Source organism: Streptomyces sp. NPDC003247 (genome assembly GCF_042888135.1).
Classification (GTDB): domain Bacteria; phylum Actinomycetota; class Actinomycetes; order Streptomycetales; family Streptomycetaceae; genus Streptomyces.
In genome coordinates this window covers 65,329-82,122 of the sequence record NZ_JBIAPF010000002.1, presented here as the reverse complement: position 1 = coordinate 82,122, position 16,794 = coordinate 65,329, and the positions used below count along the sequence as shown (strand labels likewise).

The following is a 16,794-nucleotide window of genomic DNA, read 5'->3' as shown; positions in this document are numbered from 1 at the left end:
ACTCTAGGCTTACCACCGGTAACCTTACTCCAAAGTAAGGACTTGGCGCAGCACCCGGGACCCACCTGGAACCACCTGGAACCACAAGGAGACGAACGTGGCCGACCGCTACCTGAGCTTCACCGCCACCGCACCCGGCCGCTTCCTCACCCGCCGACTGGGCCTCCCCCAGCCGGCGGCGCTCAGGCGCTGGTCACCGGAGCACCCGTCCCTCGACGGCCCCCTGCTGCACCTCACGGCGGGCCCGTCCGCCCTTGACCTCGCGCCGGTCCTGGCCCGGACGGGGCTGACGGTCGGGTCCGCGGCGGGGTCCGCGGCCGGGCTCTCGGCGGGGTCCGCGGCCGGGCTCGCGCCGGGGTCCGCGGGCCCGGTGGCCGACTCCTCAGGCTTGTCGGCCGGCTCCTCGGGGCCGGTGGCCGACTCCTCCGGCGTGTCGGCCGGCTCTTCCGGCCCGACGGCCGGGTCCACGGAGCCGACGGCCGGTTCCTCCGACCCGACGGCCGGGACCGGGAACCCGGCAGCCGGGACCGGGAACCCGGCAGCCGGGACCGGGAACCCGACGGCCGGGACCGGGAACCCGGTGGCCGGGTCCGGAAACCCGGTGGCCGGGTCCGGAAACCCGACGGCCGGGTCCGGAAACCCGGTGGCCGTCGTCCTCGACGCCACCGGCGTACGCGACGTCGAGACGCTCGCCGAGGTGCACGCGGCCCTGCACCCGGTCGTCCGGTCGGTCGCGGCGAGCGGACGGGTCGTGGTGCTGGGCGCGCCGCTCGACCCCGACGACCACCACCAGGCCGCCGTCCAGCAGGCCCTGGAGGGCTTCACCCGCTCCCTGGGCAAGGAGATCGGCCGGGGCAGGACCGTCAACCTGCTGCGGCTGACCGACGCGGCCGCCGCCGAGTCCACCCTGCGCTTCCTCCTCTCCCCCAAGTCCGCGTACGTCAGCGGCCAGGTCGTCGAGACGAGCGGACAGCGCGCCGAGGGCCCCGTCGACTGGGAGCGCCCCCTCGCCGGCCGGACCGCCCTCGTCACCGGCGCCGCGCGCGGCATCGGCGAGGCGGTCGCCCAGGCCCTGGCGCGGGACGGCGCCCGGGTCGTCGTCCTCGACGTGCCGCAGGCCGAGTCCGACGCCCGCCGGGTCGCCGAACGGCTCGGCGGCGGCGCGTTCGCCCTCTCCCTCGACATGACGTCCGCCGACGCGGGCGAGCGCATCGCCGCCGCGCTCCCCGACGGGCTGGACGTCCTCGTCCACAACGCGGGCGTCACCCGCGACCGCCGGCTGGTCAACATGCCGGCCGAGCGCTGGAGCCAGGTCCTCGACGTCAACCTGGCGAGCGTGCTGCGGACCACCGACGCCCTGCTCGCCAAGGGCGCCCTGCGGCCCGGCGGGCGGATCGTGGCGACCGCCTCCATCGCCGGGCTCGCGGGCAACGCGGGCCAGACGAACTACGGCGCGAGCAAGGCGGGCATCGCCGGGCTGGTCCGGGCCCTCGCGCCGCGCGCGCTCGCCGGGCACGGCGTGACGGTGAACGCGGTCGCGCCGGGCTTCATCGAGACGCGGATGACGGCGGCGGTGCCGCTGTTCATCCGGGAGGCGGGGCGCCGGATGAACTCCCTCGCCCAGGGCGGGCTGCCCGTCGACGTCGCCGAGACCACGGCCTGGCTCGCCCACCCGGCCTCCCAGGCCGTCAACGGCCAGGTCGTGCGGGTGTGCGGCCAGAGCCTGCTGGGGGCGTGATGCGGACCCCGACGAGCGGGCGGACCCTGACGAGCCCGCCCGCCCTCACGCCGCTGCTGGCCCGGGGCGCGCTCCTGTCGCCCTTCAAGCGCCCCCGCCCGGACGCCGGCCACCCGCGCACCCGTCTGGTGCTGCCCGGCCTGCGCGTCGACCTGGCCCGGCTCGCCGCCTACGAGCGGGTCTGCGGGTTCCCCACCGGCGAGGACTGCCTGCCGGTCACCTATCCGCACGTCCTCGGCTTCCCGCTGGCGATGCGGCTGATGAGCGACCGGGACTTCCCGCTGCCCCTCCTCGGCCTCGTCCACACGTCGATCGGCATCACCCGCCACCGGCCGCTGCGGGCCACCGGCGACCACGAACTCGCCGTCCACGTCGACTCCCTGGCCCCGCACCGCCGCGGCACCGAGGCCACCGTCGTCACCACCCTGCGGGACGGGGGCGAGGTGGTGTGGGAGTCCCACAGCACGTATCTGGCACGGCACCGCACCCAAGGGGCTTCCCCCTCCGCGGACGGGAACAGGGACCGGGACGGGGCGGCGTCCGGGGGGCGCGGGCCGGGGGCCGAAGTGCCGCCCGTTCTCGACGAGTGGCGGCTCGGTGCCGATGTGGGCCGCCGCTACGGTGCCGTCTCCGGTGACCGGAACCCCATCCACCTGCACCCGCTCACCGCGCGCCTCTTCGGCTTCCCGCGCGCCATCGCCCACGGCATGTGGACCGCGGCACGCTGCCTCGCCGCCCACGGCACCCCGGAGGCGGCGCGGATCCACGTGGAGTTCCGGGCGCCGGTGCTGCTGCCCGGGACGGTGTTCTTCGCGGCCGACGGCAACCGCTTCGAACTGCGGGAGGGCGGCGGCGGGAACCGGGTCCACGTGAGCGGACGGGTGGATCCCCTCGGCTGAGCGGACTTCTCGGCCGAGCGGATCCCTCAGGCGTACGGACTCCTCAGGCGTACGGACTCTCAACCGAACGAACTTCTCCACCGAGCGGACCTCTCAGTCGAGCGGCGGGTCCTCCGGCGGTGACCAGGGGCGGCCGGCCATCAGGTCGCCCAGTCCCGCCCAGGCGAAGTTCATCAGGGTCGCCGCCGCCTGCCGCGCCGTGACACCCTCGGTGGTGTTGGCCCAGGCGGCGAGCGACTCGGCGGCGCCGACCAGGGCCTCGGCGAGACCGGCGACCTCGTGCTCGGGGAGGTCGGGGTCCCGGTGGGCCTCGCGGGCGGCGACGGCGATCAACCGCGTCACGAACGCGACGATCTCCGCGCGCATCGCGGCGACCTCGCCGGCGAAGGGCTCACCGTGGGTACGGGCCTGGAGGTGCAGCACGGACCAGGCGTGCGGGTGCCGCCCGGTGTGCGCGAAGAAGGCCAGCAGGCCGTCCCAGAGCCGCCGGTCGGCTGGCAGGTCGGGGTGGACGCCCGCGCGCACCGCCTCCAGCAGCGCCGTGGCCTCGCGCCGGATGCAGGCGGTGAAGAGGTCTTCCTTGGAGTTCAGGTACAGGTAGACCAACGGCTTGGACACGCCTGCCAGTTCGGCGATCTCGTCCATCGACGCGGCCATGTACCCCCGCCGCCCGAAGATCTCCACGGCTGCGTCCAGCATCTGCTGCTCACGGACCGCACGCGGCATCCGCTTGGTCTTCACGGCACCCATGGGGTCAGCGTAGTTCGGCCCGCGACGCGGGCAACTGCCCCGACGGGAACGGATCTAGGACGCGCGGGTCGTCTGAGCCTGGGCGTCGGCCGCCGTGGCGTCGCTGGCGGTGGCAGCGTCGGCGTCAACCTCGGCGTCGGTGGCGGCGGCGTCGACCGCCTCGTCCTCCTGCGCCTGGCTGGCCTGGAGGCCGGCCTTCATCCGGTCCACCCGGCGCACGACCGTCTCCGAGGCGCGGTCGCGCTCCTTGCGCAGCACCACGAAGCTGATCGGGGCGGAGAGGACCAGGGCCAGCAGGATGATCCACATGCCGTTGGCGTCGCCGAGGCCGCGCGGGACGAGGCCGAAGTAGACGAGCCCCCAGACGGCCACGAGGCAGCCTGCGAAGACACCGAGGCGCATCAGCGTGTAGCGGAGCATCTCAATCCACTCTTCCGATTCCAAAAGGGGCCGTCGTCCAGTGAAGCACGCCGGGCCCCGGATCTTGGCAGGGGGTGGGGAGGGTCAGTGCAGCGGCAGCAGCATGGTGATGTCGTCGCGGTCGTCACCGGGAGCGACCCGGATCGCGCCGGGGACGCGGCCGACCTCCTTGTAGCCGCAGGAGCCGTAGAAGCGCTCCAGGCCGAGGCCGCCCCGGCAGGTGAGACGTATCGCCTCTATGCCGTCGAGGGTGCGGGCCGCGTCCGCGGCGGCGGCGAGCAGGTCCCGGCCGTAGCCCTTGCCCTGGTGGCGGGGGTGGACCATCACCGTGTACAGCCACACCCAGTGGGTCATCAGACGGTGTGTGTTGAGGGTGAGGAACGCGGTGGCGGCGACCCCGCCCGTCTCGTCGTGGCCGACGAGCAGCCGGGTGCGCCCCTCGGCCATCTGCGCGAGGTGCCGGACGAGTTCGGGCCGGATCACCTCAGGCGTCACCGGCGGTACGAAACCGACGGCCCCGCCCGCGTTGGACACCTCCGTCCACAGGTCGAGGACACCGTCGCGGAGGGCGGGCGTGACGGCGGGATCGAGGGTGAAGGTAAGCGGCATGCGGGCATGGTAGCCCTTACCGGAGGAGGCGGGCCGCGACGTCCAGATCCGCGACCAGGCCCTGGTAGGCCGCCTCCCGGTCGTCCGCGCGCAGCACCGACGACGGGTGCACGGTGGGGACCAGCCGCTCCGGGCGGCCGTGGATCTCCCGCTCCAGGACCGTCCCGCGCGCCTCGGTGACCTTGAACGACGAGCCCAGCAGGGCCTTGCCCGCCGTCGCCCCCAGCACCACGATCAGCTCGGGCTCCACCACGGCCAGCTCGGCCGCGAGCCAGGGCGCGCAGGCGGCCGCCTCGCGCAGGGTGGGCGCCTTGTGGATGCGCCGCTTGCGCGGCTCGGCCCGCGTGAACTTGAAGTGCTTGACGGCGTTGGTGACGTACGCCTCGCCGGGGTCGATGCCGGCCTGCGCCAGCGCCCGGTCGAGCACCTGGCCGGCCGGCCCGACGAAGGGCCTGCCCTGCCGGTCCTCCTGGTCGCCGGGCTGCTCGCCGACGAGCATCACCCGGGCGTCCGCCGCGCCTTCGCCGAACACGGTCCGCGTGGCGTCCCGGTGCAGCGGGCAGCCGCGGCAGCCGGCGGCGGCTTCGCGCAGGGCGGTGAGGTCCGCCCCGTCGGGGACGAAGGGTTCCGCGGTGTAGCGGTCCTCGGGAGAGGTGGTGCGGGAACTCACCGCCCCCGAGTACCCCTCGCCCTCAGCGGCGAACGAGGGGACACGGCAGACCGGTGGCCGACTGCGGGTCGCGGGTGGCCGGTCGCGCAGTTCCCCGCGCCCCTGGAGGTCAGGACACTCCCGTCGGCCCGTCGGCCGGGATCTCAGACCCGCATCGGCTGCGGCGACTCCCTGCGCAGGGGGTCCGGGCCGTCGTACTCGCGGATGATCTCGTAGCGCGTGTTGCGCTCCACCGGGCGGAAGCCGGCGTCGCGGATCAGGTCCAGCAGGTCGTCGCGGGTCAGCTTGTTCGGGGTGCCGTAGTTGTCCGCGTCGTGCGTGATCTTGTACTCGACGACCGAGCCGTCCATGTCGTCCGCGCCGTGCTGGAGGGCAAGCTGCGCGGTCTGGACGCCGTGCATGACCCAGAAGACCTTGACGTGCGGGACGTTGTCGAAGAGCAGCCGGGAGACGGCGAACGTCTTCAGCGCCTCCGCGCCGGTCGCCATCTGCGTCCGCGCCTGGAGCCGGTTGCGGACCTTCCCGTCCTTCATGTCCACGAAGTCGTGCTGGTAGCGCAGCGGGATGAAGACCTGGAAGCCGCCGGTCTCGTCCTGGAGCTCGCGGAGGCGCAGGACGTGGTCGACCCGGTGCCGGGGCTCCTCGATGTGGCCGTACAGCATGGTGCAGGGCGTCTTGAGGCCCTTCTCGTGCGCCAGCCGGTGGATCCGCGACCAGTCCTCCCAGTGGGTGCGGTGGTCCACGATGTGCTGCCGGACCTCCCAGTCGAAGATCTCGGCGCCGCCGCCGGTCAGCGACTCCAGGCCCGCGTCGATCAGCTCGTCGAGGATCTCGGAGGCGGACAGCCCCGAGATGGTCTCGAAGTGGTGGATCTCGGTGGCGGTGAAGGCCTTGAGGGAGACGTCCGGCAGGGCGGCCTTCAGCTCCCGCAGCGAGCGCGGGTAGTAGCGCCACGGCAGGTTCGGGTGCAGCCCGTTGACGATGTGCAGCTCGGTGAGGTTCTCCGCCTCCATCGCCTTGGCGAGCTTGACGGCCTCCTCGATGCGCATCGTGTACGCGTCCTTCTCGCCCGGCTTGCGCTGGAAGGAGCAGTACGCGCAGGACGCCGTGCACACGTTGGTCATGTTGAGGTGACGGTTGACGTTGAAGTGGACCACGTCGCCGTTCTTGCGGGTCCGCACCTCGTGGGCGAGCCCGCCGAGCCAGGCCAGGTCGTCCGACTCGTACAGGGCGATGCCGTCCTCGCGGGTCAGCCGCTCACCGGAGCGGACCTTTTCCTCCAGCTCGCGCTTGAGCCCGACGTCCATGCTCACACCTTTCCAAGACTCAAGACAGGGGTCTCCCACCGTACGCCCACGCCGTCACACCTCTTCGGGAAGGTCACCCACCCGGTTCTCCCACTTCGTGGAGAGCACGATCGTCGTCCGGGTGCGGGAGACGCCCTTCGTCCCGGACAGCCGCCGGATGATCCTCTCCAGTCCGTCCACGTCGTTGGCGCGGACCTTCAGCATGTACGAGTCGTCGCCGGCGATGAACCAGCAGTCCTCGATCTCGCCGAAGTCCTTCAGCCGGGCGGCCACGTCCTCGTGGTCGGCGGCGTCCGAGAGGGAGATGCCGATGAGGGCGGTGACGCCGAGGCCGAGGGTGGCGGCGTCCACCGTGGCGCGGTAGCCGGTGATGACGCCGGCCGCCTCCAGCCGGTTGATGCGGTCGGTGACACTGGGTCCCGACAGGCCGACGAGGCGTCCCAGCTCGGCGTAGGAGGCCCGGCCGTTCTCCCTGAGGGCCTGGATGAGCTGCCTGTCCACCGCGTCCATGCGAATCGAAGCCTTCCGATCAAGATGAGGTCTGGAGGTGCGCGTTCCTGAGGGGGTGGTGCTGGGTGGTGCTGGGTGGTGCTGAGTGCTGCTGTGTCACGTGCTGCGTGTGTGGTGCGTGCTGCCGAGTACGTGCTGGTGGTGGTGCCGGTGCCCGGCCGCCGTCCCCGGGTCGGGCGGGTCAGGGGGGCCGGGCGGGTCAGGCGGGCCGCTGGGCGCCGCCGAGTTCGCCCTCCCAGCGGCGGTAGAGCCGGTGCGGCACCCCCACCACGTCGAGGACCCGGCCGGCGACGAAGTCCACCAGGTCCTGGATGTGGCCGGCGCCCGCGTAGAAGGCCGGGGAGGCGGGGACGACGCTCGCGCCCGCGTCGTCCAGGGCGACCAGGTGCCGCAGGGTCCGTCCGTCCAACGGGGCCTCCCGGACGGCGACGACCAGGGGCCGGCGCTCCTTGAGCGTCACGCTCGCCGCCCGCTGGAGCAGGTCCTTGGACAGCCCCAGGGCGACTCCCGCGACGCAGGCCGTGGACGCCGGGACGATCAGCATCCCCTTCGCCGGGTAAGACCCCGAGGACGGCCCGGCGGCCAGGTCGCCCGCGCCCCAGTACCGCACCCGCCCGTCGCCCGCGCCGCCGAGGTCCACATCGAAGGCGTCCGGCTTGCCGTCGGCGCCCCGCGCGAGCCATTCCCGCAGGTCGTCGCGCCAGTGCGCGTCCCGGAAGGAGATCCGCGTCTCGTCCAGCAACGTGAGCCGCGACGCCCGGCTGACCACCAGGTCGACGCTCTCGCCCGCCGCGAGCAACGCGCGCAGGACAGCGGCGGCATAGGGCGTACCGGACGCCCCGGACACCCCCACGATCCAAGGCACGCGCTGCGTTTCTCCTGCGTTCACACCTTGAGCGTACCGGTGGGCGGGAAGGTCTTCAGGACCGGTGGGGGGCGTTCGGATCGACGGGGAGGCCGGCGGTGGAAAGGGTGATCTTGCCGAGGGGGAGTCGACGGTGACGCCAGGGCCGTACACGGGGGTGTCGCGGCCCCGGTAACCGTCGGGGCCCTGGTTCCCCTGCGAGGCTGGGCGCCGACTCGGTCGGGCAGCCGGATCACACCGACTGCCCGACCGGATCCCCGCGTGAGCGGGGACTACTTGACCGTCAACGGGTTCATCGGAATCGCCCTCGGATCATCCCTGCTACGGCGGGGAACAACCCGGACAACATAACCGTCCGACGGCGCACCGGCCGGCCTCACGGGCTGACGCCACCCGTACGGACTACACGGTCAGGCCCCGCACCAGCAGGTCGATGAGCGCACAGACGAAGAGGCTGATACCGATGAAACCGTTGGTCGAGAAGAACGCCCTGTTCAGGCGGGACAGGTCGTGCGGGCGCACGATGGTGTGCTCGTAGACGAACGCGCCCGCGACGATCAGCAGGCCGAGCCAGAGGAAGGCGCCGGCGTCGGTGGCCACGGCGTACCAGACGAACAGGGCCGTCGTGATCGCGTGGCAGACGCGGGCGGCGCGGATCGCCGCCGGGATGCCGAAGCGGGCGGGGACCGACAGGACGCCGATCTCGCGGTCGGTCTCGACGTCCTGGCAGGCGTAGATGAGGTCGAAGCCGCCGATCCAGACGCCGACCGCCAGGCCCAGGATCACCGCCTCCCAGGACCACTCGCCGGTGATCGCGAGCCAGCCGCCGACCGGGCCCATCGCCTGGGCCAGGCCCAGGATGGCCTGCGGGAAGTTCGTGAAGCGCTTGCCGTAGGGGTAGACGACCATCGGGACCACGGCGACGGGGGCGAGCGCCAGGCAGAGCGGGTTGAGCAGGGCCGCCGCGCCCAGGAAGACCACCAGCGCGATCAGGGCGCCGGTCCAGGCGTGCCGTACCGACATCGCGCCCGTGACGAGTTCGCGGTGGGCGGTCCTCGGGTTCCGCGCGTCGATCTCGCGGTCGATGATCCGGTTGACGGCCATGGCGAAGGTGCGCAGGCCGACCATGCAGACGGTGACCAGGAGCAGCCGGCCCCAGTGGATGTTCCGGTCGAGCTGGAACATCGCGGTCAGCGCGGCGATGTAGGCGAAGGGCAGGGCGAAGACCGAGTGCTCGATCATCACCAGGCGGAGGAAGGCCTTGGTGCGTCCCGGCTGCTGCGGGATCGCGGCGGACGCCGAACTCACAGGCCGTACTCCTTCCACCGGCGGTCGACCTTCGCCGCCGTCTCCGGGTCGGACAGCACCATCTCGGGCCATCCCCCGTCGCGCGTGTACCCCTCCTCGGGCCACTTCCGCGTCGCGTCGATGCCCGCCTTGCCGCCCCAGAACTGCTGGTAGGAGGCGTGGTCGAGGTGGTCGACGGGGCCCTCGACGACCGAGAGGTCGCGGGCGTAGTCGGTGTTGCCGAGGGCGCGCCAGGCGACCTCGTGCAGGTCGTGGACGTCGCAGTCGGCGTCGACGACGACGATCAGCTTGGTCAGCGACATCATGTGGGCGCCCCAGATCGCGTGCATGACCTTCTGCGCGTGCTTGGGGTACTTCTTGTCGATCGAGACGATCGCGCAGTTGTGGAAGCCGCCGGCCTCGGGCAGGTGGTAGTCCACGATGTCCGGGACGATGATCTTGAGGAGGGGGAGGAAGAAGCGCTCGGTGGCGCGTCCCAGCGGGCCGTCCTCGGTCGGCGGGCGGCCGACGACGATCGACTGGAGCAGCGGCCGCTTCCGCATCGTCACGCAGTCGATCGTCAGCGCGGGGAACGGCTCCTGCGGGGTGTAGAAACCGGTGTGGTCCCCGAACGGGCCCTCGGGGAGCATCTCCCCCGGCTCCAGCCAGCCCTCCAGGACGACCTCCGCCTGGGCCGGCACCTGGAGCGGCACCGTCTTGCAGTCGACCATCTCGATCCGTCGGCCCGCGAGGAACCCGGCGAAGAGGTACTCGTCGATGTCACCGGGCAGGGGCGCGGTGGAGGCGTACGTCACGGCGGGCGGGCAGCCGAAGGCGATCGCCACCGGCAGGCGCTCGCCGCGCCGGGCCGCGACCTGGTAGTGGTTGCGGCTGTCCTTGTGGATCTGCCAGTGCATGCCGATCGTGCGCCGGTCGTGACGCTGGAGCCGGTACAGGCCGAGGTTGCGGACCCCGCTCTCCGGGTCCTTGGTGTGTGTCAGGCCCAGGTTGAAGAAGGAGCCGCCGTCCTGGGGCCAGGTGAACAGCGCGGGCAGCCGCTCCAGGTCCACGTCGTCGCCGTGCAGCACGACCTCCTGCACGGGCGCGTCCTTCACCTTCTTCGGCGGGACGTGGGTCATCGCGCCGAGCTTGCCGAAGGCCTCCCGGACCCCGACGAAGCCGTGCGGCAGCTCGGGCTTCAGCAGCCCGCCGATCCGCTCGGTGATCTCCGCGTACGACGTCAGCCCGAGCGCCTTGAGCAGTCGGCGGTCGGTGCCGAAGACGTTCATCGCGAGGGGCATCGACGAGCCCTTCACGTTCTCGAAGAGCAGCGCGGGCCCGCCGGACTTCTGGACCCGGTCGACGATCTCCCCGACCTCCAGGTGCGGATCGACCTCCGCCTTGACGCGTTTGAGGTCGCCTTCCCGCTCCAGGGCCCTGAGCAGGGAACGAAGATCGTCGTAAGCCATGGGGTCAAGTATCCCCGAGCGACTACCCTGGCCCAGTACCTGGGGCCCGTCTCGTGGCCCCGACGACCACTTCGCTGGAGAGGCCCCATGCTCCGGGTACTGATGTTCCTCGTACCGCTGGCGCTGAGCGTGTACGCGTTCATCGACTGCATCAGCACCAAGGACGACGAGATCCGCCACATGCCGAAGCCGCTGTGGGCGATCCTCGTGCTGCTGTTCCCCCTCGTCGGCTCGATCTCCTGGCTGATCGCGGGCAAGCGGCGCAGCCCGGCCGCCGAGGGCTGGTCCGGGGTGCGCGGCGGCGGGACGAACCGGCGGTGGGTCGCGCCCGACGACAACCCGGAGTTCCTCGAGTCCCTCAAAGAGGAGAAGAGGAAGAAGGACGACGACGACTCCTGAAGGACCGGGAGGCCGACATGCGCCGACACGCGCCGACACGCGCCGCCGCGAGGCGCCGCGTCGAGCACCGCGAGGCGCCGCGTCGAGCACCGCGAGGCGCCGCGTCGAGCACCGCGAGGCGCCGCGTCGAGCACCGCGAGGCGGGCGAGGCGTCCACGGAGGACTGACGGCGTCAGCGCGGGTCTCGGCGGCCGGGCCACCAGCGGCGCCAGGGCCGGCGCGGAATCCTCGGCAGCGGCGGCAGTTCGCCGGGCAGAGGAACCGTGTGGGTCCGGAAGGACACGTCGAACGACGGGTCGGGCTCGTGGCCGCCGTCGTCACCGGCGGGGTAGGGGCCCGGCGGCCCCGGAATGTTGCCGCCCGGCGGCGCGCCGGCGCCTCCCCGGGGGACGGTGACGGCATCCGGTATCGGCCGGCGCCCCGGCCCGTCCGGGCGGAGGCTGACGGTCCGCTCCCCTCGCTCCTCCGGATCCGACCTCGGCCGCGGCCGTCCTGGCGATGCCCCGGCGGGAGGCCCGGGGGCGTCCTCCTCGGCCTGTCCCGGCTGTCCCGGCTCCGCCGTGGGCACCACGTACGAGCCCGTCCCGTCCCGCTGGAGGACCTGGGCCGCATGCTCCCGGGTCTGGCGCTGAATGGCCGCGGGCAGCCATCGGCCGTGCGCCAGCAGCCGGGAGATGCCGTCCGTCTCCGCCGCGGGCAGCATGCCGATCAGATGGCCGACCGACGGCCGGCCGCTCGGGTCCTTCTCCAGACAGGGACGGATCATCGGAACCAGCTCGTCCGGAACCCCGCTGAGATCGGGCTCCTCATGGACGATGCGGTAGAGCTGTGCCGGCCCGCTCTCGCCCCCGAACGGGCTGGCACCCGTGGCGGCGAACACCATGGTGCACGCCAGGGTGAACACGTCGCTCGCCGGTCCCGACCGGTCGCCCCGGGCCTCCTCGGGCGCCATGTACGCGGGGGTTCCGATCACCATCCCCGTCCGCGTCAGGGCGGTCGAGTCGGCAAGGGCGGAGACACCGAAGTCGATGACCCGGGGGCCGTTCCACGCGAGCAACACGTTCGAGGGTTTCAGGTCGCGGTGCACGACTCCGGCGTGATGGATCGACTCCAACGCGCCGAGCAGCCCCAACCACAGAGCCCGCAGCGCCGGTTGGGCCAGTGGCCCGAAGTCGGAGACCGCCTGATGCAGGGAGGGCCCCGGAACGTACTCGGTCGCCATCCACAGGCGTTCCTCGTTCCCGTCGCTGGATCCCAGGACGGCGGCGCTGAACCGACCGCTGACCCTTGATGCCGCCGTCACCTCGCGCGCGAACCGCCTGCGGAAATCCCCGTCCTGGGCGAGCATGTCGTGAATCACCTTGACGGCGGCCAGTTGCCCGGTGACGGAACGGCCCAGATACACCTTGCCCATACCGCCGGCCCCCAGCCGACCCAGCAGCTGGTAGGTCCCGATCCGGGCAGGATCCGAAGCTTCCAGAGCCAGGCCGGGACCGGGACCGGGTCCGGGACCGGGACCGGGTCCGGGACCGGGACCGAGCCCTCCCGTGCCCCGGTCGGGCCGCATGTCACCCCGGCTCACGGCGGGTCCTTGCGGGGCCCGGCGCCGTGGAAGATCTGCTTCTTCAGCCGCCGGTCCGCCTTTCCGCGCCAGAACGACAGCAGGACACGGTTCTCGACGGTCTCGGGAGCCTCCGGTCCCAGGACGCGGCCGAGGTCCGGCAGAACGGCGTGGAACTGGCGTACGGCGGCCCCCACATCGCCCGCGACCCCCGTCCAGTGGGCCAGCCGTGCCCTGCTGACCAGCGTGGCCCTGTCTTCGGGGCCGAGGACCCACGCGAGGTCGCCCACCAGGAGGCCGAAGATCCGCACCGCCTCCGCCGGTTCCCCGGTCTCCCCCGTCCAGTGCGCGAGTTGACTGCGCGCCAGCAGGGTCTCGCGGTCGTCAGGGCCCAGTACCCGTTCGAGATCCGGCACGGCGGAGACGAACAGGCTCAGTGCCCTGCGCCGGTGCCCGGCGGCGCCCGACCAGTGGGCCAGCCGCGAGCGGCCCAGCAGGGTGTGCCGGTCGTCGGGGCCCAGGGCCCAGGACAAGTCGGGCACCAGGTCGGTGAGCAGCCGGACGGCGGGCTTCCTCCCGCCGGCCCGCCCCGTCCAGTGCGCCAGGTTCAAGCGTCCGGTGAACGTCTCACGGTCCTCCGCGCCCAGCACGCGGGAGAGGTCGGGTACGAGTTCCCGGGTCAGCCGGGCCGCGGCTGCCGGATCCGTGGCCTCCCCGGTCCACCGCGCGAGCCGGGCGCGGCCGATGAGGGTCTCGCGGTCGTCGGGGCCCAGTACCCGCGTCAGGTCGGTGACGACGGAGGTGGACAGGTTCAGCGCCTCCTGGTGTTTGCCCGATTCGCCTACCCAGTGGGCGAGTTGGCTCTGACCCACGAGCGTGGCCCGGTGATCGGGACCGAGTACCCGTGTCATGTCACTGACCGCCGCGGTGGACAGCCGGAGCGCCTCGTCGGGGTCGCCCTGCCGACCGGTCCAGTACGCGAGGCTGATCCGCCCGACCAAGGTGGCCGGATCGTCCGGCCCGAACGTCCGGGTGAGATCGGGCACGACCTCGTTCAGCAGTCGGATGGCCTCTCCGGTCCGGCCCTCCTCGCCGCGGCGGCGGCCGAGGTCCCAACGGGCCAGTAGTCCTTCCCTGCTGTCGGGGGGCCCGCTCACGTCGGCTTCGGCGATCGGTCCGCGCCGGCGCCGGAGTGGGGGACGGGACAGGACCAGGAACTCGGCGGTGTCCGTACCGCAGTGCTGCGGCTCGGGCAGGCCCTTGGCCGGCAGGACCCGCTTGAGGTGCCGGAACAGACCGCCCAGGGTGACCTCTGACGACGCGGTCGAAGGGATGCCGTCGCGCAGGGTCAACAGCAGTTCGCCGGTGAAGGCGGTGTGCCGTTCGCCGTCCTGGAAACGGGCGGGTTCGTTGGCGGGCGCCGACGTCAGCGTGTAGGTGCCGGCGATCTCCATCTGGTCGATGAGGGGCTCGAAGGTGCCGGAGAGTCCGCCGGTGATGGCCCGGCCGGAGAAGCAGCAGTCGAGAATGAGCACCCGGTTGCGTGCCGGCGTGGCCAGGAACGCCTCGCGGATCCCCTGGAAGGGAAAGGCGGTGAACGAGGGCGCGTCGGTGACCGACTTGGACAGACCGAGATACAGCTCCCGCCTCTCGTGGCCGATCAGGCCGTGGCCCGCGTAGTAGACGAGGAACACGTCCTCGGCCTGGCGGGCGGCCTCCAGCAGCGGCAGTCCGAGATCCCTCGGGGTGGCCGGATCGAGAAGGGTCCGGGTGAACTCGGCGGAGAAGGCTGCCGGCCGTCCGTCGGTGAGCAGCCGTTGAAGGTCACGGATGTTGTTGCGCACCGCGGGGACATCGGGGAGCAGGGCGTCGTCGGCGTACTCGGCCGTGCCGACCAGAACAGCGCGTGAGCGAACCGGGTCGGGGGGACGCGTCATGATCAGTCCCCCGCTTCGGACGCCTCACCGAGAGCGGGGGCGGCTCCGCCGGGAAGCTCTCCGCCGCTGGTGCCCGGCGCCGGGTGCAAGGCCGTGCGCAGCAGGTTCTCGACCTCATCGAGGTCCTTCGCGTGCTGGACCGTCAGTTCGGTGCGCGTCCCGTCGGGAGCCACCACCTTGACCCGTACGGTGCTGCGGCGCGGCTGGCGCACGTAGACCGCGACGGCCCTGGCCAGGGCCGTCAGGGCGCCTCCCGCGCCGACCGCCACGACAAGGGTGTCGCTCCAGGCGCCCAGCTCCCCGGGACCGGGCCGGGACGGGGCGACGCGCACCTGGCCCCGTAACCGCGCATCGTCGCTGAGCCAGTCCCTCAGGTCCGCGAGGGAGTCGGGCCCTTCGGGGCCTTCCACCGCCAACAGGGATCGCATACCGGACCGCCTCTCCACCGCACGCCGTGGCTCACCGGGCCCGCGCACAGCCGGCCCCCCGTGTGTAGTCCCTCACATCAGTGTGCCACTACCGGAAACTCGCGTGCACGGCCCGATCGGCCGGTCCCCCGCCGGCAGCGCCGGCGTGAGCAGGCCCGGGGAGGGGGCGTCGCACTCCTTCCGCCTGCGCCGGTGGAAAGCCGCTGCTCAGTGCGTCGGCCCAGGCCGCCCTCAGCCGTTCAGCCGTTCCCCGGGGGGCGGCGCGTCAGCGCAGCCGCGACGACGACAGGATCGACAGCAGGTGGGCCGGGACCATCACCCAGGTGATGGCGGCGATGGCGGCCAGCGCCCAGCGGGTCGGCTCGACACCGCCGGTGACCGCGTCCGCGACCGCGACGGCCAGCAGGACCAGCGAGGCCTCGATGCCGTTGGTCACCCGGTGGATCTTGAAGGCGGCGGCGAGGCGGCGGACCGAGGCGACGCCCTGTGAGCGGGGCCGGGTCGCCTCGTCGTCGGCGACGGCGAGGCCGCGGCGGGCGCGGGCCACGTCCACCAGGTCGGTGGAGGCCTTGAGCAGGACGACGCCGAGCGCGGTCGCGAGGCCGAGGGAGACCCAGCCGTTGAACCCCGCCCAGCCGCCGAGCCCGGACTCGGCGGCACGGAAGCCGAAGCCGGTCATCAGCGCCGCGTCCGCGAGGTAGGCGCCCAGGCGGTCGACGTAGATGCCGGTCGCGCTGTTCTGCCCCTTCCAGCGGGCGACCTCGCCGTCGACGCAGTCGAAGAGGAGGAAGAGCTGCATGAGGAGGGCGGCCAGGACGGCGCCCGTGAGGCCGGGGACGAGGAGCGCGGCGCCGGACAGGACGCCGCACACCACCATCGTCCAGGTCAGCTGGTCCGGTGTGACCGGGGTGCGCACGAGGTGCCGGGTGAACCGCAGGGAGATCCGCCGCATGTACAGCCGGCCCGCCCAGTGCTCGCCGTTGCGGCTCGCCAGCTTGGCCTGCGGCTGGCAGACCTCCCGCAGCTCCTCCAGAACCGGAGCAGCAACCATGACCGTTCCTCCCGCACACCCGGACGCAACTGCCGCCTCCACGGCGGCGATCGGCACAGGGTACTTGACCACCCGGACCCCACCGACGGCGCTGTGCGCGGGCCCGACTGGCCGGTCCCCCGTCCGTACGGCCCCCGCCCGCTTCGCCCGTTCCGTACGGGCTCCCGCCGGCCTCGCCCGTCCCCCGTCCGTACGGCTCCCACCCGCCTCGCCCGTCCCGTACGGATCCCGCGAGCCTCACCCGTCCCCCGTCCCCGTCCCCCGTCCCGTACGGCCCCCGCCCGCCTCGCGCCGCCCCGTACGGGCTCCCGCCGGGGCGGCGCGTTGCCCCCGGGGACGCGGCCACCGCAGAGTGAGGTGACGGAGGCCCACCGGGCGGAGGAGGAACCCCATGGACGAGGCGACGGCACGCGTCTGGCTCGCCACCGCCGTCGAGGAGGCCCGCGCCGGCCTCGCCGAGGGCGGCATCCCGATCGGCGCCGCGCTCCTCGGACCCGGCGGGGCCCTGCTGGGCCGCGGCCGCAACCGGCGTGTGCAGGACGGCGACCCGTCGGCGCACGCGGAGACGGCGGCGTTCCGCGCGGCCGGGCGGCAGCGGTCGTACCGCGGGACGACGATGGTGACCACCCTCTCCCCCTGCTGGTACTGCTCCGGGCTGGTCCGCCAGTTCGGCATCTCCCGCGTGGTCGTCGGCGAGGCGACCACCTTCCACGGCGGCCACGACTGGCTCGCCGGGCACGGCGTGGAGATCGTGCTGCTGGACGACGCCGCGTGCGTGGCGATGATGCGCGACTTCGTCCGGCGGAACCCGGCCCTGTGGCACGAGGACATCGGCGCCTGAGCCGTAGGGCCCTCATGCGACCGGGAGCGGGTCCCCGTACGGCACTTTCGTGA

17 protein-coding genes are annotated in these 16,794 nt (G+C 72.9%); 4 read left to right on the top strand and 13 right to left on the bottom strand.

Annotated elements, in window-relative coordinates:
* The first annotated feature begins 97 nt into the window (after positions 1 to 97).
* Together ACFYWQ_RS05270 and ACFYWQ_RS05265 are read left to right on the top strand one after the other, a co-directional pair.
* Positions 98 to 1,738, top strand: a complete 1,641-nt coding sequence (locus ACFYWQ_RS05270; protein ID WP_389513020.1) for a 3-oxoacyl-ACP reductase — start codon at positions 98 to 100, stop codon at positions 1,736 to 1,738.
* On the top strand, positions 1,738 to 2,637 hold the full coding sequence (locus ACFYWQ_RS05265) for a MaoC family dehydratase (RefSeq protein WP_389513018.1): 900 nt from the start codon (positions 1,738 to 1,740) through the stop codon (positions 2,635 to 2,637). Before ACFYWQ_RS05270 ends, ACFYWQ_RS05265 begins: the two co-directional genes overlap by 1 nt.
* A 93-nt stretch (positions 2,638 to 2,730) precedes the next feature.
* Here ACFYWQ_RS05265 and ACFYWQ_RS05260 read toward each other — a convergent pair whose 3' ends face one another.
* From ACFYWQ_RS05260 to ACFYWQ_RS05220, 9 genes are all read right to left on the bottom strand, one after another.
* The gene (locus tag ACFYWQ_RS05260) at positions 2,731 to 3,387 is read right to left on the bottom strand and encodes a TetR/AcrR family transcriptional regulator (protein ID WP_389513016.1); all 657 of its coding nucleotides are present in this window, start codon (positions 3,385 to 3,387) and stop codon (positions 2,731 to 2,733) included.
* 54 nt (positions 3,388 to 3,441) lie between these two features.
* Entirely contained in the window at positions 3,442 to 3,807 is a 366-nt protein-coding gene (locus tag ACFYWQ_RS05255) for a DUF4229 domain-containing protein (RefSeq protein WP_389513014.1), read from the bottom strand.
* An 84-nt stretch (positions 3,808 to 3,891) separates the two neighbouring features.
* Positions 3,892 to 4,416, bottom strand: coding sequence for a GNAT family N-acetyltransferase (locus tag ACFYWQ_RS05250; protein WP_389513012.1), 525 nt, complete (start codon positions 4,414 to 4,416; stop codon positions 3,892 to 3,894).
* Positions 4,417 to 4,432: 16 nt separating this feature from the next.
* Positions 4,433 to 5,086 (bottom strand): UdgX family uracil-DNA binding protein, encoded by a 654-nt coding sequence (locus ACFYWQ_RS05245; RefSeq protein WP_389513010.1) that lies wholly within the window; start codon positions 5,084 to 5,086, stop codon positions 4,433 to 4,435.
* 143 nt (positions 5,087 to 5,229) lie between these two features.
* Positions 5,230 to 6,393: an aminofutalosine synthase MqnE gene (mqnE, locus tag ACFYWQ_RS05240; protein WP_385070141.1), complete on the bottom strand. Its 1,164-nt coding sequence runs from the start codon at positions 6,391 to 6,393 to the stop codon at positions 5,230 to 5,232.
* 54 nt (positions 6,394 to 6,447) lie between these two features.
* On the bottom strand, positions 6,448 to 6,903 hold the full coding sequence (locus tag ACFYWQ_RS05235) for an Lrp/AsnC family transcriptional regulator (protein WP_385070144.1): 456 nt from the start codon (positions 6,901 to 6,903) through the stop codon (positions 6,448 to 6,450).
* A 199-nt stretch (positions 6,904 to 7,102) separates the two neighbouring features.
* A complete protein-coding gene (locus tag ACFYWQ_RS05230; RefSeq protein ID WP_389514338.1) occupies positions 7,103 to 7,768 on the bottom strand; it encodes a UbiX family flavin prenyltransferase in 666 nt (221 codons plus the stop codon).
* A gap of 402 nt (positions 7,769 to 8,170) precedes the next feature.
* Complete coding sequence (gene mqnP, locus ACFYWQ_RS05225) at positions 8,171 to 9,076, bottom strand: menaquinone biosynthesis prenyltransferase MqnP (protein WP_389513007.1); 906 nt, start codon at positions 9,074 to 9,076, stop codon at positions 8,171 to 8,173.
* Positions 9,073 to 10,524, bottom strand: a complete 1,452-nt coding sequence (locus tag ACFYWQ_RS05220) for a menaquinone biosynthesis decarboxylase (RefSeq protein ID WP_389513005.1) — start codon at positions 10,522 to 10,524, stop codon at positions 9,073 to 9,075. The genes mqnP and ACFYWQ_RS05220 overlap by 4 nt, the downstream gene beginning before the upstream one ends.
* Before the next feature lie 87 nt (positions 10,525 to 10,611).
* Between ACFYWQ_RS05220 and ACFYWQ_RS05215 the strand changes: the two genes are divergently transcribed.
* Positions 10,612 to 10,923 carry a PLD nuclease N-terminal domain-containing protein gene (locus ACFYWQ_RS05215; RefSeq protein ID WP_389513003.1) on the top strand — a complete coding sequence of 104 codons (312 nt, stop codon included), beginning with the start codon at positions 10,612 to 10,614 and terminating at the stop codon, positions 10,921 to 10,923.
* A gap of 172 nt (positions 10,924 to 11,095) precedes the next feature.
* On the opposite strand, the gene ACFYWQ_RS05210 is transcribed toward ACFYWQ_RS05215, so the two are convergent.
* The 4 genes from ACFYWQ_RS05210 to ACFYWQ_RS05195 form a co-directional block, all read right to left on the bottom strand.
* Positions 11,096 to 12,490 carry a serine/threonine-protein kinase gene (locus tag ACFYWQ_RS05210; RefSeq protein ID WP_389514336.1) on the bottom strand — a complete coding sequence of 465 codons (1,395 nt, stop codon included), beginning with the start codon at positions 12,488 to 12,490 and terminating at the stop codon, positions 11,096 to 11,098.
* A gap of 11 nt (positions 12,491 to 12,501) precedes the next feature.
* Positions 12,502 to 14,421, bottom strand: a complete 1,920-nt coding sequence (locus ACFYWQ_RS05205) for a tetratricopeptide repeat protein (RefSeq protein WP_389513001.1) — start codon at positions 14,419 to 14,421, stop codon at positions 12,502 to 12,504.
* A 2-nt stretch (positions 14,422 to 14,423) separates the two neighbouring features.
* Positions 14,424 to 14,849 (bottom strand): hypothetical protein, encoded by a 426-nt coding sequence (locus ACFYWQ_RS05200; protein WP_389512999.1) that lies wholly within the window; start codon positions 14,847 to 14,849, stop codon positions 14,424 to 14,426.
* A 265-nt stretch (positions 14,850 to 15,114) separates the two neighbouring features.
* Positions 15,115 to 15,900: a CDP-alcohol phosphatidyltransferase family protein gene (locus ACFYWQ_RS05195; RefSeq protein ID WP_389512997.1), complete on the bottom strand. Its 786-nt coding sequence runs from the start codon at positions 15,898 to 15,900 to the stop codon at positions 15,115 to 15,117.
* Between the two features lie 391 nt (positions 15,901 to 16,291).
* On the opposite strand from ACFYWQ_RS05195, the gene ACFYWQ_RS05190 reads away from it, so the two are divergent.
* A complete protein-coding gene (locus tag ACFYWQ_RS05190) occupies positions 16,292 to 16,741 on the top strand; it encodes a nucleoside deaminase (protein WP_389512995.1) in 450 nt (149 codons plus the stop codon).
* Positions 16,742 to 16,794 lie beyond the last annotated feature (53 nt).

Excerpts from the sequence above, each read along its gene's own strand:
- ACFYWQ_RS05210 (WP_389514336.1), bottom strand. The coding sequence starts at position 12,490 with ATGCGGCCCGACCGGGGCACGGGAGGGCTCGGTCCCGGTCCCGGACCC.
- ACFYWQ_RS05260 (WP_389513016.1), bottom strand. The coding sequence starts at position 3,387 with ATGGGTGCCGTGAAGACCAAGCGGATGCCGCGTGCGGTCCGTGAGCAG.
- ACFYWQ_RS05235 (WP_385070144.1), bottom strand. The coding sequence starts at position 6,903 with ATGGACGCGGTGGACAGGCAGCTCATCCAGGCCCTCAGGGAGAACGGC.
- ACFYWQ_RS05215 (WP_389513003.1), top strand. The coding sequence starts at position 10,612 with ATGCTCCGGGTACTGATGTTCCTCGTACCGCTGGCGCTGAGCGTGTAC.
- ACFYWQ_RS05220 (WP_389513005.1), bottom strand. The coding sequence starts at position 10,524 with ATGGCTTACGACGATCTTCGTTCCCTGCTCAGGGCCCTGGAGCGGGAA.
- ACFYWQ_RS05190 (WP_389512995.1), top strand. The coding sequence starts at position 16,292 with ATGGACGAGGCGACGGCACGCGTCTGGCTCGCCACCGCCGTCGAGGAG.
- ACFYWQ_RS05250 (WP_389513012.1), bottom strand. The coding sequence starts at position 4,416 with ATGCCGCTTACCTTCACCCTCGATCCCGCCGTCACGCCCGCCCTCCGC.
- ACFYWQ_RS05255 (WP_389513014.1), bottom strand. The coding sequence starts at position 3,807 with ATGCTCCGCTACACGCTGATGCGCCTCGGTGTCTTCGCAGGCTGCCTC.
- ACFYWQ_RS05205 (WP_389513001.1), bottom strand. The coding sequence starts at position 14,421 with ATGACGCGTCCCCCCGACCCGGTTCGCTCACGCGCTGTTCTGGTCGGC.
- mqnE (WP_385070141.1), bottom strand. The coding sequence starts at position 6,393 with ATGGACGTCGGGCTCAAGCGCGAGCTGGAGGAAAAGGTCCGCTCCGGT.
- ACFYWQ_RS05195 (WP_389512997.1), bottom strand. The coding sequence starts at position 15,900 with ATGGTTGCTGCTCCGGTTCTGGAGGAGCTGCGGGAGGTCTGCCAGCCG.
- ACFYWQ_RS05265 (WP_389513018.1), top strand. The coding sequence starts at position 1,738 with ATGCGGACCCCGACGAGCGGGCGGACCCTGACGAGCCCGCCCGCCCTC.
- ACFYWQ_RS05200 (WP_389512999.1), bottom strand. The coding sequence starts at position 14,849 with ATGCGATCCCTGTTGGCGGTGGAAGGCCCCGAAGGGCCCGACTCCCTC.